11 protein-coding genes are annotated in these 13,884 nt (G+C 71.4%); 7 read left to right on the forward strand and 4 right to left on the reverse strand.

Going from position 1 to position 13,884, the window contains the following annotated elements:
- Window positions 1-100 precede the first annotated feature (100 nt).
- A complete protein-coding gene (locus tag ABD481_RS31870) occupies window positions 101-3,652 on the forward strand; it encodes a ricin-type beta-trefoil lectin domain protein (protein ID WP_344669526.1) in 3,552 nt (1,183 codons plus the stop codon).
- Between the two features lie 153 nt (window positions 3,653-3,805).
- Here the strand turns inward: ABD481_RS31870 and ABD481_RS31875 are convergent, their stop codons facing one another.
- The 3 genes from ABD481_RS31875 to ABD481_RS31885 form a co-directional block, all read right to left on the reverse strand.
- Window positions 3,806-5,326, reverse strand: coding sequence for an MFS transporter (locus ABD481_RS31875; protein WP_344669527.1), 1,521 nt, complete (start codon window positions 5,324-5,326; stop codon window positions 3,806-3,808).
- Between the two features lie 116 nt (window positions 5,327-5,442).
- On the reverse strand, window positions 5,443-6,075 hold the full coding sequence (locus ABD481_RS31880; RefSeq protein WP_344669528.1) for a TetR/AcrR family transcriptional regulator: 633 nt from the start codon (window positions 6,073-6,075) through the stop codon (window positions 5,443-5,445).
- 136 nt (window positions 6,076-6,211) lie between these two features.
- Window positions 6,212-6,907 carry an aspartate/glutamate racemase family protein gene (locus tag ABD481_RS31885; RefSeq protein ID WP_344669529.1) on the reverse strand — a complete coding sequence of 232 codons (696 nt, stop codon included), beginning with the start codon at window positions 6,905-6,907 and terminating at the stop codon, window positions 6,212-6,214.
- 135 nt (window positions 6,908-7,042) lie between these two features.
- Between ABD481_RS31885 and ABD481_RS31890 the strand changes: the two genes are divergently transcribed.
- Genes ABD481_RS31890 through ABD481_RS31900 form a run of 3 tightly spaced genes read left to right on the forward strand, consistent with a single transcriptional unit; the run spans window position 7,043 to window position 9,773 of the window.
- On the forward strand, window positions 7,043-8,371 hold the full coding sequence (locus ABD481_RS31890) for a flavin-dependent oxidoreductase (protein WP_344669530.1): 1,329 nt from the start codon (window positions 7,043-7,045) through the stop codon (window positions 8,369-8,371).
- A 4-nt stretch (window positions 8,372-8,375) separates the two neighbouring features.
- Window positions 8,376-9,248, forward strand: a complete 873-nt coding sequence (locus ABD481_RS31895; RefSeq protein ID WP_344669531.1) for an AraC family transcriptional regulator — start codon at window positions 8,376-8,378, stop codon at window positions 9,246-9,248.
- Between the two features lie 39 nt (window positions 9,249-9,287).
- Window positions 9,288-9,773, forward strand: a complete 486-nt coding sequence (locus ABD481_RS31900; protein ID WP_344669532.1) for a VOC family protein — start codon at window positions 9,288-9,290, stop codon at window positions 9,771-9,773.
- Here the strand turns inward: ABD481_RS31900 and ABD481_RS31905 are convergent.
- Entirely contained in the window at window positions 9,763-11,295 is a 1,533-nt protein-coding gene (locus ABD481_RS31905; RefSeq protein WP_344669533.1) for an MDR family MFS transporter, read from the reverse strand. The genes ABD481_RS31900 and ABD481_RS31905 overlap by 11 nt on opposite strands.
- Before the next feature lie 109 nt (window positions 11,296-11,404).
- On the opposite strand from ABD481_RS31905, the gene ABD481_RS31910 reads away from it, so the two are divergent.
- From ABD481_RS31910 to ABD481_RS31920, 3 genes are all read left to right on the forward strand, one after another.
- A complete protein-coding gene (locus ABD481_RS31910) occupies window positions 11,405-12,022 on the forward strand; it encodes a TetR/AcrR family transcriptional regulator (RefSeq protein WP_344669534.1) in 618 nt (205 codons plus the stop codon).
- Window positions 12,023-12,125: 103 nt separating this feature from the next.
- Window positions 12,126-13,211, forward strand: a complete 1,086-nt coding sequence (locus ABD481_RS31915) for an S-(hydroxymethyl)mycothiol dehydrogenase (protein ID WP_344669535.1) — start codon at window positions 12,126-12,128, stop codon at window positions 13,209-13,211.
- Window positions 13,211-13,837 (forward strand): MBL fold metallo-hydrolase, encoded by a 627-nt coding sequence (locus ABD481_RS31920; RefSeq protein ID WP_344669536.1) that lies wholly within the window; start codon window positions 13,211-13,213, stop codon window positions 13,835-13,837. The genes ABD481_RS31915 and ABD481_RS31920 overlap by 1 nt, the downstream gene beginning before the upstream one ends.
- Window positions 13,838-13,884: the final 47 nt, after the last annotated feature.

Below are 13,884 nucleotides of genomic sequence, written 5' to 3' on the forward strand. Positions count from 1 at the left end.
GCATTGATTACAGACCCACCTGGATGGAGCTGAATCAGGAATGGATGGGATGGATCCGCGCGCTCCCGGCAGAGGCAGAACGCGCGGTCGTGGACGCTCGGTGCGTCTGGCCGCTGCCGCCGCACTGCTCGCCCTGACGACCTCGGCGCTCTACGCCCCCGGCGACGCGACCGCCGCCGCCCCCGCCCTCACCGCCGCCGCCCCCACCGTCACCGGCCCCGTCGTCGACGGCAACGCAAGGTTCGAAGTGCTCACGCCCACGTTGGTCCGCATGGAGTATGCCGGCGACGGCAAGTTTCAGGACGCTGCGACGTTCAACGCGGTGAACCGTTCCTTTCCGGCCGTGTCCTTCACGTCCTCGGTGAGCACCGTCGGCGGGGTCGCGTATCGGGTCATCGACACCGGGTCGGTGACTTTGCGCTGGCAGGAGAACAGCGGACCGTTCACCGCGGCGAACACGTCGGTCACGGTGTCGGGCACGGGTGTGACCGCGGCGCCGTCCTTCCCGTCCCACTGTCCCTTCGCCACCGCGTGCGAGGCGGAGAACGGCCTGCTCAGCTGGGGCGCGATGACGGCCTACGACCATGCCAACCACACCGGTTCCGGGTTCGTCGCCGGCTTCGGGCAGGTCCACAGCGCGGTCCAGCAGGATGTCTCATCGGTGCCCGCGAGCGGCACGTACCAACTCAGCGTCCGCTATGCCAACGCGACCGGTGGCGACGGCAAGAACGTCACCCGCACCCTGTCGACGACCGTCAACGGTGCACCCGGCCCGACGCTGTCGCTCCCCGTCACCGGCTCCTGGGACACGTGGTCCTCGGTCTCCGTCCCGGTGACCCTCGCCGCGGGCGTCAACACCGTCGGCGTCGTCCAGAACGCCTCCGACAGCGGAAACGTCAACCTCGACAGCCTCGCCGTGACCTCTTCCGGGGCCGCCTACCCAGCCCCCGGCGCCCCCGCCGCGCTGCTGACCACTGCCTACGGCGCCGGCCCCACCGACACCCTGGGCGGCTGGGCCAGCTCGCTGGACAACCAGAACCCCGCCACCGCGACCGAGCGCCCCGGGATCCTGGACCGCGACGGCTGGTATCTCCTCGACGATTCCCGTTCGGCGCTCCTGAACGCGAACAACACCGTGACCGACCGTCCCGGCCACAGCGGTCAGCCGTACGAAGACGGCTACCTCTTCGGCTACGGAACGAACTACAAACAGGGCCTCTCGGATCTCAATGCCCTGACCGGTGCCACGAACCTCCTCCCCCAATCCGCGTACGGCGTCTGGTACTCCCGCTACTACGCCTACTCCACCGCGGACTACGAGAACACTCTCCTACCGACCTTCCGCAGCACCTTCACCCCGCTCGACTGGCTGGTCATCGACACCGACTGGAAAGCGCCGAACCAGTGGAACGGCTGGAACTGGAACAGTTCCCTGTTCCCCGATCCGAACGCCTTCCTGGCCTGGACGAAACAGCAGGGCCTCCAGACCTCCCTCAACATCCACGTCGGCATCTCGGGCTCGGACCCGCAGTTCCCCGCCGCCAACACGACCGCCGGCGGTCTCGCCCCCGACCCCACCCGCTCCGGCGACTACGAGTTCGACTGGTCCAACCCGAACCAGCTCGCCGCCTACTTCAACCTCCACAAGCCCTTCGAGCAGCAGGGCGTCCGCGAATGGTGGCTGGACTACTGCGGATGCGGCAACTCCACGGCCAGTGACCCGCACGTCGCCCCGGGCAACTTCATCAACCAGGCCTACGCCCAGGACGGCACGGCCCGCGGCCTGCGCGGCTTCTCCTTCGGCCGCATCGGCTCCTCGGCCCAGGCCGGCGACGACGGGAACTACGCCCTGGGCCCCTGGTCCGAGCGCCGCAACACCATGCAGTTCACCGGCGACACCGAGGCCACCTGGGCGATGATGGCGCTGGAGGCGCAGTTCGACGGCGACGAGGCCGCGGCGGGCATCTCCAACGTCAGCCACGACATCGGCAGCTTCCACGGCAACCACCTCGCCGACGACATGTACGCACGCTGGGTGCAGCTGGGCGCTTTCCAGCCGGTCCTGCGCCTGCACTCCGACCACGGCGACCGCCTGCCCTGGAACTACGGCGCGGCGGCGGACGCGAGCGCCGAGCGGTTCCTGCGCCTGCGCGAGGCGCTGGTGCCGTACACGTACACGCTGGCCGCGCAGGCGAGCGCCACCGGCGTCCCGATCATCAGGCCCCTGTATCTGGACTATCCGGCCAACAATGAGGCCTACACGTCGAAGCAGGAGTATCTCTACGGCGACAACGTGCTCGTCGCCCCGATCACGTCCCCCAGCGACGCCAACGGCAACGGCTCGGTCTCGGCGTGGATCCCGCCGGGCACCTGGACCGACTACTTCACGGGCACCAGCTACACCGGCCCGAGCACCGTCACCATCACCGATCCGCTGTCCGCGATGCCGGTGCTGATCAAGAGCGGCGGGATCATGCCGACGCGCACGGACTTCGTGGGCGACGCCGCGCAGTCGCCGCTCACGCAGGTCACGCTTTCGGTCGCGGCCGGCGCGGACGGTTCGTTCTCGCTCTACCAGGATGCCGGCGAGGGCAACGGCTACAAGACCGGCCAGTCGACCAGCACGCCGATCGCCTGGAGCGACGCCGCGCGCACGGTGACCGTCGGCCCGGACACCGGAACGTTCAGCGGTGCGGCGACGCAGCGTTCGTACACGCTCCGCCTGTCGAACGCCACCGCGCCGACCGCTGTTCTGGTCGACGGCGTGCAGGTGCCCGAGACCGCGTGGAGCTACAACCCGAACGAGCGCGTCACGACGGTGGTCACCGGCGCGTTGTCGGTCAGCGCGCAGCACACAATCCGGTTGAGCGGCAGCGCGACCGCCAATCCGACCGGTGGCGAGGTCCTGGGCGACGGCGGCCTGTGTCTGGACGTGCGAGGCAGTGGAACAGCCAACGGCACGGCGTTGCAGCTGTACACCTGCAACCACAGCACCGCGCAGCAGGCCACTTACACCGCTGCCAACACGGTCCAGGTGCTCGGCAAGTGCGCGGACGCCGCCAACGCCGGCACCGCGAACGGCACGCTCGTCCAGCTCTGGGACTGCAACGGCACCGGGTCGCAGGCCTGGGTGGCGCAGGCCAACGGCCAGTTGGTGAATCCGCAGTCGGGACGGTGCCTGACCGTCCCCGGCGGCAACACCACGCCCGGCGCGGTACAGCTCCAGCTCCAGGACTGCGGCGCCGGGGCGGCGCAGGTCTGGAAGCTGCCGCCGGGCCCGCTCACCGGCCCCGGCGGTCTGTGCGCGGACGTGGCGAACGCCGATCCGGCCTCGGCGACCGGCGTGCAGCTGTGGTCGTGCAACCAGACCGACGCCCAGCGCTGGTCCACGCCGGGCGACGGCACGATCCGGGTGTTCGGCAAGTGCCTGGACGTGCGCTCCGGCGCGACCGCGAACGGCACGGCGATCCAGCTGTACGACTGCAACGGCACCGGGTCGCAGGCCTGGACCAGCCGGTCCGACGGGTCGCTGCTCAACCCGCAGTCAGGGCGCTGTCTGGACGATCCGAACAACGCCGAGAAGGCCGGGGACCAGCTGGAGATCTACGACTGCAACGGCACCGCCGCGCAAAAGTTCCGTATCGGCGGCTGAGTTGTAGCCGGATAGACGCGTAGCCGTCTCCCAAGGACGTTATAACCGGAACAAGCGAACCGCCCGGGCGCGACAAGGGGATTGTCGCGGCCGGGCGGTCAGCCTTTTTACTGGCTCCGGGCCTTGGCAGGTCCGTCGGCCGGAAACGGTCGGTCAGTGCGCGAGCACCGGGACCGCGTCCTCGACCCCGCCGGTGATGTTCTCGCCCTCGCCGTGCCCGCCACGCTGCGGCTTGGCGTTGATCAGGACCCCGGCGGCCAGGGCGGCCAGGGCCAGCAGGCCCCCGGCGATCCAGTAGGCGACCGAGAAGCCGTGGACCATGGCCGACAGGCCCAGCGCGGTGCGGTCGGCCGCGGAGTGGACGCCCGCGGCGTGGCCCTTGGCGTAGTTGCTGGTCGCGCTGTTGGCGATGGTGCTCAGCAGCGAGGTGCCGATGGCGCCGCCGACCTGCTGGGAGGTGCTGACCATGGCCGAGGCGACGCCGGCGTCCTGCGGGCGCACGCCGTGGGTGGCCAGGTTCATGGCCGGCATGAACACCAGGCCCATGCCGAAGCCGAGCAGCAGCAGCGCCGGCAGGACGTGGGTGAAGTAGGAGCCGCCGACCGTGATCTGGGTCAGGATCAGCATCGCCGAGGCGGCGATCAGGGCGCCGGGGACCATCAGCAGCTTGGTCGGGACCTTGGGCAGCAGCCGGACGGCGACCTGGGTGGCGCCGGCCATCATGCCGACGACCATCGGCAGGAACGCCAGGCCGCTCTTGAGCGGGCTGTAGCCCAGCACGACCTGGAGGTAGTAGGTCAGGAACAGGAAGGCGCCGAACATGCCGACCACGGCGATGCCGATGGTCAGGTACGCGCCGCCGCGGTTGCGGTCCAGGACCACGCGCAGCGGCAGCAGCGGGGCGGCGGTCCGGGACTGGACGACGACGAAGGCGGCCAGCAGGACCAGCGAGGCGACGATGAAGCCGAGGGTGGTCGCCGAGCCCCAGCCGTCGGTCTCGGCCTTGTTGAAGCCGTAGACCAGGGAGGCCAGGCCGGCGCCGGCCAGCACGATGCCGGGGATGTCCAGGCGGTTGTGGTTGCGGCTGCCCGCGGGCTCCTTGATCTCGAAGACCGCGCCGAGGACGGCGATCACCGCGATGATGACGTTGACGTAGAGCGTCCAGCGCCAGTTCGCGTACTCGGTGAGCAGGCCGCCGAGCAGCAGGCCGATGGCGGCGCCGCCGCCGGAGATCGCACCGTAGATGCCGAAGGCCTTGGCGCGCTCCTTGGGCTGGGTGAACATGACGGTCAGCAGCGACAGCGCGGCCGGGGCGAGCAGCGCGCCGAAGGCGCCCTGGAGGGCGCGGGCCGCCAGCAGCATGCCGGTGTTGACGGCGGCGCCGCCGAGCGCGGAGGCCGCGGCGAAGCCGATCAGGCCGGTGATGAAGGCCGGGCGCCGGCCCCAGCGGTCGGCGATGCGGCCGCCGAACAGCAGCAGTCCGCCGAAGGACAGCGCGTAGGCGGTGACCACCCACTGCCGGTTGGCGTCGGAGATGCCCAGGTCGGCCTGCGCCGAGGGGAGGGCGATGTTCACGATGGTGCCGTCGAGGACGACCATCAGCTGGGCCAGGGCGATGAAGGCCAGGGCCCGCCACCGCCTCGGGTCGAGGGCAGGGGTTATCGACTCGGTCATGACGGGAGGGGTCCTTGTCTGGTGCTGGGAGGGTGGTTCAGGAGTGCTCGGGGGTGGTTCGGAACTGCGGGGGTGGTTCAGGGAGTGCTCGGGGTGGTTCGGAATGCTGGGCTGGTTCAGGAGAGCTCGCGGAGCGGGTCCGGGACCGGCGCGCCGACGAGCGGCAGCACGATCTGGTCGATCACCGTGATGACGAACGCGGCGTCCGGTGGTCGGCCGGTGAGGATCAGCTGGTGGAAGATCATGGACGGGACGATGTCCGACAACAGGACGAAGTTCGGCACCGGCGCGATCTCCCCGCGGCCGACCGCGCGGTCGAACAGGGTGCGGAACACGGCCTTGCGCGGGGCGACGAACTGCTCGGCGAACACCGCGCGGAGCTTGGCGTCGCGGACCAGTCCGGAGACCAGGCCGGCCTGGACGTCGGTGCGGAAGGTGTCGTCCGCGTCGTGGACGTGGCAGGCCAGCGCGATCAGGTCGCCGCGCAGCGTGCCGGTGTCCGGCAGCACCGGACGGGCCTTCATCCGGCCGATGGCGTCGACGACCAGCTCGGCCTTGTCGGCCCAGCGGCGGTAGAGCGTGGCCTTGCCCGCTCCGGCGCGCGCCGCCACGGCGTCGACGGTCATGCGGTCGTAGCCGACCTCGGCGAGCACTTCGAGCGCGGCCTGGCACAGTGCCGCGTCGCGGGAGGCGTCGCGCTTGCGCCCGGGGGCGTGGACGGACTCGTCGGTCTGACTCGTCTGGATCATCGGTGCTCACCCCTTCCCGTCCTCGGCCGACCGCCGGCCGCCGACCGGTCTGATACTGAACGAACCCGTTTCGAAACTAAATCGTATCGGAACGAGTTCGTTTCGCAAAGTCGGCGGAGCCCGGCTGAGACGCAGCTCACTCGGGGTTCAGGGCCCAGTCCAGTGCCGCCTCGACGTGCAGTAGCGTGGTGTCGTAGACCGGTAGCGGACAGTTGCCGGCGTCGAGCAGCATGCCGATCTCGGTGCAGCCCAGGATGACGGCCTGCGCCCCGGCTTCCCGCAGTCCTTCGACGACGGCCTGGTACGCCTTGCGGGACTCCTCGCGGACCACGCCGAGGCACAGCTCGTCGTAGATGATGTCATGCACGGCGGTCCGGCCCGGCTCCTCGGGGATCAGGACCTCCAGGCCGCGTCGCCGCAGCACCGAGGAGTAGAACTCCTGCTCCATCGTATAACGGGTACCGAGCAGCCCTACCGTCCGGACGCCGTCGGCGAGCAGGGCGTCGGCGGTCCCGTCGGCGATGTGCAGCACCGGGATGCCGATCGCGGCGGCGACGGCGTCGATGACGCGGTGCATGGTGTTCGTGCACAGCACCAGCGCTTCGGCGCCGCCGGCCTCCAGACGCCGGGCCCAGTCGGCGAGGTGGCGGCCGGCGTCGTCCCAGCGTCCCTCGGCCTGCATGCGCTCGACGTCCGCGAAGTCGACGGACGCCAGCAGCAGCGGCGCGGAGTGCAGGCCGCCGAGGCGGTCCCGCACGCCCCGGTTGAGGCCCTGGTAGTAGAAGACGGTCGATTCCCAGCTCATCCCGCCCAGCAACCCGATCGTGCGCATCAACGGCTCCCTTCGTCGGCCTGCGACGAGCTTTCCATGGTGTCGGCCTTTGGGTCGGCCTCCGGGCCGGCCGCCGCGCGGGCCGGTGCACAATAGGGAAGGCAGGGTACTGATGCGGGGGTCGCGGGGGTCATTGTGAAGGTACTGATTGTCGGCGCCGGTATCGGGGGGCTCACGGCGGCCCTGAGCCTGGACGCGGCGGGACTGGCGCGGGAGATCCAGGTCATCGACGCGGCGGCCGAGCTGCTGCCGCTGGGGGTGGGGATCAACCTGCTGCCGCACGCGACGCGGGAGCTGATCGAGCTGGGCCTGGGGCCGGAGTTGGCGCGGATCGCGGTGCCGACGGCCGAGGTGGTCGTCATGGACGTGTTCGGCAACCGGATCTGGCGCGGGGAGCGCGGGCTGGGGGCGGGCTACGACTGGCCGCAGTACTCGGTGCACCGGGGCGAGCTTCAGGCGCTGCTGCTGGCGGCGGTGCGCGAGCGGCTCGGGGCGGACAGCGTCCGGACCGGGTGCTCGTTCGTCGGGGCGGTGGAGGACGAAGTCCTTGGCCCGGTCCGCAGCCAGGTCGTCGACCGCCGGACCGGCGACGTCGAGACGATCGCGTCGGACATCGTCATCGGCGCGGACGGGCTCAACTCGGCGGTCCGGGCGCAGTTCCACCCGGACGAGGGCCCGCCCCGCTGGAGCGGCGTCACGATGTGGCGCGGCTGCACCGAGGCGGAGCCCTTCCTGACCGGCCGGTCGATGATGTGGGCCGGCAGCAACAGCAAGGCCAAGTTCGTCGTCTATCCGGTCTCGGCGCCCCGGGCCGGAAGCGGCAGGGCCCTGATCAACTGGGTCGCCGAGGTCCGCGTCGCCGACGCCGTCGCCCAGGCGCCGGACTGGAACCGAGGCGGCCGGCTGGAGGACGTCGCCCCGCACTTCGAGGGCTGGAGCCTGGCCGGGGTCGACGTGTGCGCGCTCATGGCGGCCAGTCCGAAGATCCTCGAATACCCGATGACCGACCGGGATCCGCTGCCGTTCTGGGGCCGAGGCCGCGTCACGCTGCTCGGCGACGCGGCGCACCCGATGTATCCGATCGGCTCCAACGGCGGGTCGCAGGCCGTTCTCGACGCGCGCCACCTGGCGTACGAGCTGGCGCGTGCCAAGGACCGCGCCGAGGATCCCGCCGCGGGACTCGCGGCCTACGAGGCGGTGCGGCGTCCGCCGACGTCAGCGATCGTGCTGGCGAACCGCGCTTTCCCGATGGATCCGGTGCTCGACCTGGTCGCCGACCGGGCGCCGCGCGGGTTCGCCGCGATCGAGGACGTGCTGGATCCGGCGGAGGTGGCGCTGATCGACCAGGCGCTGCGCGCCACGACGGGAACGGACGCCGAGGAGCTGAACCGGCGGCCGTCGCTCGACGTCCGGCCCCGGCGCTCGGACTCCGGCGGCGAGGCGGCCGCGGTTCGCCGAGAATGAAGGCGTGGCCCTCATCGACGAGTCCGCGCGCGGCACGCCGCATGCCGCGCTGAGCCGGGACGTCGCCTTCTACTCCGGGTATCGGCAGGCGGGGATCGCGCCGGCCCAGCACCGCGGGCTGCCCTCCCCCTATCTGACACTGATCCTCACCATCGACGAGCCGTTGAGCATCGCCGCGCACCCGGATCCGGGCCAGGCGCCGGGCGATTTCGACACGCTGCTCGGCGGCCTGCACACGTCGCCGGCGCTGATCGTGCACGAGGGTCGGCAGTCGGGAGTGCAGATCATGATGAGCCCGCTGGCGGCGCGGGAGCTGTTGGGAATGCCGGCCGGGGCGGTGGCCGGGATCGATGTGTTCGCCGACGAGGCGCTGGGGCGGGACGTGCTAGAGGTGCGGGAGCGACTGCGAGAGGCTCCGGACTGGCCGGCCCGGTTCGCGGCGGTGGACGCTTGGCTGATGCGGCGGCGGGCCGCGGTCGACGCGCGACGGCCGGTGTCGCCGGAGGTGACGCGGGCGTGGCGGATGCTGGTGGCCTCCGGCGGCGCGGTCCAGGTGCCAGCGCTGGCCGCCGAGGTGGGGTGGAGCACGCGGCATCTGGCGGGGCGGTTCGGGCGGGAGATCGGACTGACGCCGAAAGCGGCGGCGCGGGTGGTGCGGTTCGATCGGGCGCGGCGGACGCTGGCGGCGCGGGTGCGGGAGGCGGGGTACTTAGCGCCGTCGCGGGGGCTGGGCCTGGCCGACCTCGCGGTCGAGCACGGCTACTTCGACCAGGCGCATCTGGACCGGGAGTTCCGGGCGCTGGCCGGGTGCGCGCCGGTCGCCTGGGTGGCCGAGGAGTTCCGAAACATCCAAGCCCAGCGGCACGCCGGCGGGTGAGGGTGGGATCAGATCCCGATTCCGAGGAGGCCGATCCCGATGACCGACACCAATACCGAAACCAACACCGACACCAGCGCCGCGCCGACGACCGCGGACCCGACCGCCGCTGCCGACACCACCAGCGCCGCCGACACCACCCCGCCCCCGCAGGTCTGGCCCACGCTGCGGGCCCGCGATGCCCACGCGCTGATCGGTTTCCTCACCGAGGCGTTCGGCTTCGTGGAGACCGTGGTCTACGCCGAGGGCAAGGTCGTGAACCACGCCGAGCTGGCCTGGCCCGAGGGCGGCGGCGTCATGCTCGGCAGTGTGCGGGACGACGCGTGGGCGATCGAGCCCGGGTCGTTCGGCGCCTACGTCGTCACCGACGACGCCGACGGCGTCTGCGCGCGGGCCCGGGCCGCCGGGGCCGAGATCGTCAAGGAGCCCTTCGACACCGACTACGGCTCCCGGGACTTCCAGGCCCGCGACCCGGAGGGCAACCGCTGGTCGTTCGGCTCCTACCGCGGGCACCCTACCGGCTGACCGGATCCGCCGGCTTCGCAGGCTTCGCAGGCTTCGCAGGCTTCTGAGCGCCGGGCAGCCACAGCGAGAGCAGCACCGCCACCGCCGAGAAGCCGACCGACCACCAGAACGCCGTCCGGAACGCGGCCGAGGGTTCGGCGGTCCGGTCGGCCAGGCCGTTCTGGAGGATCACGGCCAGAACCGCGGTGCCGAATGAGCCGCCGACCTGCTGCGCGGTCCTCGTCAGGACGCTGGAGTGGGGGATCTCGTGCTTCTCCAGGCCGATGTAGCCCGCGACCATCACCGGCATGGTGACGGCCCCGAGGCCGAAGCCGCGCAGCACCATCCAGGCGGCCAGCTGCCACTCGTCGGTGTGCGGGCCGGATCGCGCGAACGGGATGGTGGCCACCGCGACGACGGCGAAGCCGGACAGGGCGATGACGCGGGGTCCGAAGCGGTCGATGGTGCCGCCGACGGCGACCCGGGACAGCAGCGTGCCCAGGCCCTGCGGGACGATCATGAGGCCCGCGCTCAGGGCCGTGGCGCCGCGGATGTCCTGGTAGTACAGCGGCATCAGCAGCATGGCGCCGTAGAGCGAGAAGCCTGAGAAGAACAGCACCGTCGTGGACGAGGCCACCGATCGTTTGGCCAGCAGGCGGAGTTCGACCAGCGGACGGCTGCGGCGCAGCGCGTAGACGGTGAAGGCGGCGAGCAGCACGACGCCGAGGACCAGCGGGACGACGACGTCCGCGTGCGAGAACCCGGCGGAGCTGCCGGCGTTGGCCAGGCCGAGCAGGACGACGGCGGTGCCCGGCGCGAGCAGCAGCAGGCCGGGGACGTCGAGCCGCGGACGGACCGGGCCGGCGGGGCTGGCAGGGGTGTCGTCCGTCAGACCCCGCACCGCGAGGAACAGCCCGGCCGCGCAGAACGGCACGTTCACCCAGAACATGTACCGCCAGTTCAGATGGGTCAGGATGAGGCCGCCGAGGACCGGGCCGAGGATCGGTCCGAGCAGCGGCGGCAGCGCGACGTAGGTGACCAGCTTGCCGAGGGCCTTGCCGCCGGCCGCCTGGAAGATCAGCGTCGTCATCAGCGGCAGCATGAGGCCCCCGCCGACGCCCTGGACGACCCGCCAGCCGATCAGCGCGCCGACGTTCCACGCCAGGCTGGCGCCGACCGAACCGGCCAGGAACAGGCTCAGGGCGAAGATCCACAGCCGTTTGCCGCCGAACCGCTGCTGGCCCCAGGTGCTCAGCGGCACGGCGATGCCCAGGGCCAGCAGGTAGCCGGTGGTCACCCACTGGATCGTGCTGACCGAGGTGTCCAGGTCGGCCGCGAGCGTGTGCAGGGCGACGCTGACGATCGTGGTGTCGAAGATGACCGCCATGACCCCGACGATCAGGATCAGCGCGGTCTTGACCGCCGCGGGGTCCAGCACCGCGACCTCACCCTTCTCGCCCCCGGCCCCGGCCCCGACCGACCCCGACCCCGACCCCGACGGCGGAGCCCCACCTCTGTCCTTCGATACGCGTGTCAGTGCCATGACCACCCCTCCGCGATAAGAGACGAACTCATCTCTTAAAAGAGAGTAGGCCGCGAAGATAAGAAATGGAAGCCTCTCTTATCGACGGAGGACGACTATGCTGGTCGTCGTGACGGAACAGGCGCGGCAGCCGCGGCAACGCCGGCGCGGGGACGAGCTGGAGGCCGCCCTGCTGGACGCCGCGTGGCAGGAAGTGGTCGAGGTCGGCTTCCCCAAGATGACGATGGAGTCGGTCGCGGCGCGGGCGAGGACCGGCGTGGCAGTGCTCTACCGCCGCTGGCCCAACAAGGACGACCTGGTCCTGGCCGCCATCCGGCACTTCGGCACGACCAACCCGATCGAGGTCCCGGACACCGGGAACCTGCGCGACGACATGATCGCGCTGCTCGGCAGCGCCAGCTCCGGCCGCGTCGGCTTCGCCGCCAGCATCACCGCCGCCTTCTCCGGCCTGCTGGCCAGCAGCGGGCTGACGCCGGCCGAGGTCCGCGAGCAGATCCTGGGCGACCGTCCGCGGCTGTCCGACGAGGTCTTCGCCCACGCCCACGAGCGCGGGGAGATCGACCTGGACACCATCCCGCCGGCGGTCCTGACCATGCCGTTCGACCTGATGCGCCACGACATGCTGATGACGTACGAGCCGATCCCGCCGGAGCGGATCCTGGCGATCGTCGACGACCTCTTCCTGCCGCTGGCCACCGGGACCCGGCCCCAGCAGGGTTCGCAGTGATCGAGGCGGTCGCACAGCCGCGCCGGGCTCCGCGATCCGCCCCGGTTTCCGCCGCCCGGTGAGCAAGAATGGAACTCCGGCAGGGCAATCCCGAAGGAGTGACATGCAGCAGGTGAAGGCCGTCATCGCGCGCGCCGAGGGCGCCCCGGTCGAGATCGTCACCGTCAACGTCCCCGACCCCGGTCCCGGCGAGGCCGTGGTCAAGGTCCTGACCTGCGGGGTCTGCCACACCGACCTGCACTACCGCGAAGGCGGGATCAACGACGCGTTCCCCTTCCTGCTCGGCCACGAGGCCTCCGGGATCGTCGAGGCCGTCGGCCCGGGCGTGACCGAGGTGGAACCCGGCGACTTCGTCGTGCTGAACTGGCGCGCCGTGTGCGGCCAGTGCCGGGCCTGCAAGCGCGGCGAGCCGTGGTACTGCTTCGCGACGCACAACGCCAAGCAGAAGATGACGCTCGAGGACGGCACCGAACTGAGCCCGGCCCTGGGTATCGGCGCCTTCGCCGAGAAGACCCTGGTCGCCGCGGGTCAGTGCACGAAGGTCAGCGTGGACGCCCGTCCCGCCGCCGTCGGCCTGCTCGGCTGCGGCGTGATGGCTGGCATCGGCGCCGCCATCAACACCGGCGGGGTCACCCGCGGCACGTCGGTCGCGGTGATCGGCTGCGGCGGCGTGGGCGTGGCCGCGATCGCCGGCTCGGTGCTGGCCGGCGCCAACCCGGTGATCGCCGTCGACATCGACGCCAAGAAGCTCGCCGCCGCCACGCGCCTGGGCGCCACCCACACGGTCGACTCCTCCGCGACCGACCCGGTGGCCGCGATCCGGGAGCTGACCGGCGGCTTCGGTGCCGACGTGGTGATCGAGGCGGTCGGCCGCCCGGACACCTGGGAGCAGGCCTTCTACGCCCGCGACCTGGCCGGCACCGTGGTCCTGGTGGGCGTGCCGACGCCCGACATGCGCGTCCCGGACCTCCCGCTGATCGACGTCTTCGGCCGCGGCGGCGCGCTGAAGTCCAGCTGGTACGGCGACTGCCTGCCCAGCCGCGACTTCCCGATGCTCGTCGACCTCTACCTGCGCGGCAAGCTCGACCTCGACGCCTTCGTCAGCGAGGAGATCGGCCTGGACGACGTCGAGGCCGCCTTCGATCGCATGGGCCGGGGCGAGGTCTTGCGCTCGGTGGTGATCCTCTGATGCCGGTCCGCGTCGACCACGCCGTGGCCTCCGGCACCTTCTCCCTGGACGGCGAGACGTTCGACGTCGACAACAACATCTGGGTGGTCGGCGACGACACCGAATGCGTGGTCGTCGACGCCCCGCACTCGGTGGACGCCATCCTGGCCGTCGTCGGCGACCGCCGGATCAAGGCCGTCGTGTGCACCCACGCGCACGACGACCACGTCCGCGTCGCCCCCGAACTGCGCGAGCGCGCGCTGGCCCCGATCCTGCTGCACCCGGCCGACAAGCCGCTGTGGGAACTCGTCCACGGCGGACCCGAGGACCCCGGGGCCACGCTGTGGGACGTCGACCTGGCCGACGGCCAGGAGCTGCCAGTGGCGGGCACCACGCTGCGGGTGCTGCACACGCCGGGCCACGCGCCCGGCGCGGTGTGCCTGTACGCGCCGGACCTCGGCTGCGTGTTCACCGGTGACACGCTGTTCCACGGCGGCCCCGGCGCGACCGGCCGGTCGTTCAGCGACCGGGGGACACTGGAGGCGTCGATCCGCGAGAAGCTGTTCGCGCTGCCGGCGGAGACGGTCGTGCACACCGGGCACGGCGAGGACACGACCATCGGGGCAGAGCGGGACCGAGGGTTCTGATCAGCGTCGATCCCACGGTCTCCGGGTTTCTTCCACTCCTGCGACCC

The sequence above is a fragment of the Catenulispora yoronensis genome, from assembly GCF_039531695.1.
Lineage (GTDB): Bacteria > Actinomycetota > Actinomycetes > Streptomycetales > Catenulisporaceae > Catenulispora > Catenulispora yoronensis.

Coding starts and splice junctions, on each gene's coding strand:
- ABD481_RS31875 (WP_344669527.1), bottom strand. CDS start 5,326: ATGACCGAGTCGATAACCCCTGCCCTCGACCCGAGGCGGTGGCGGGCC.
- ABD481_RS31880 (WP_344669528.1), bottom strand. CDS start 6,075: ATGATCCAGACGAGTCAGACCGACGAGTCCGTCCACGCCCCCGGGCGC.
- ABD481_RS31885 (WP_344669529.1), bottom strand. CDS start 6,907: ATGCGCACGATCGGGTTGCTGGGCGGGATGAGCTGGGAATCGACCGTC.
- ABD481_RS31900 (WP_344669532.1), top strand. CDS start 9,288: ATGACCGACACCAATACCGAAACCAACACCGACACCAGCGCCGCGCCG.
- ABD481_RS31905 (WP_344669533.1), bottom strand. CDS start 11,295: ATGGCACTGACACGCGTATCGAAGGACAGAGGTGGGGCTCCGCCGTCG.
- ABD481_RS31915 (WP_344669535.1), top strand. CDS start 12,126: ATGCAGCAGGTGAAGGCCGTCATCGCGCGCGCCGAGGGCGCCCCGGTC.
- ABD481_RS31920 (WP_344669536.1), top strand. CDS start 13,211: ATGCCGGTCCGCGTCGACCACGCCGTGGCCTCCGGCACCTTCTCCCTG.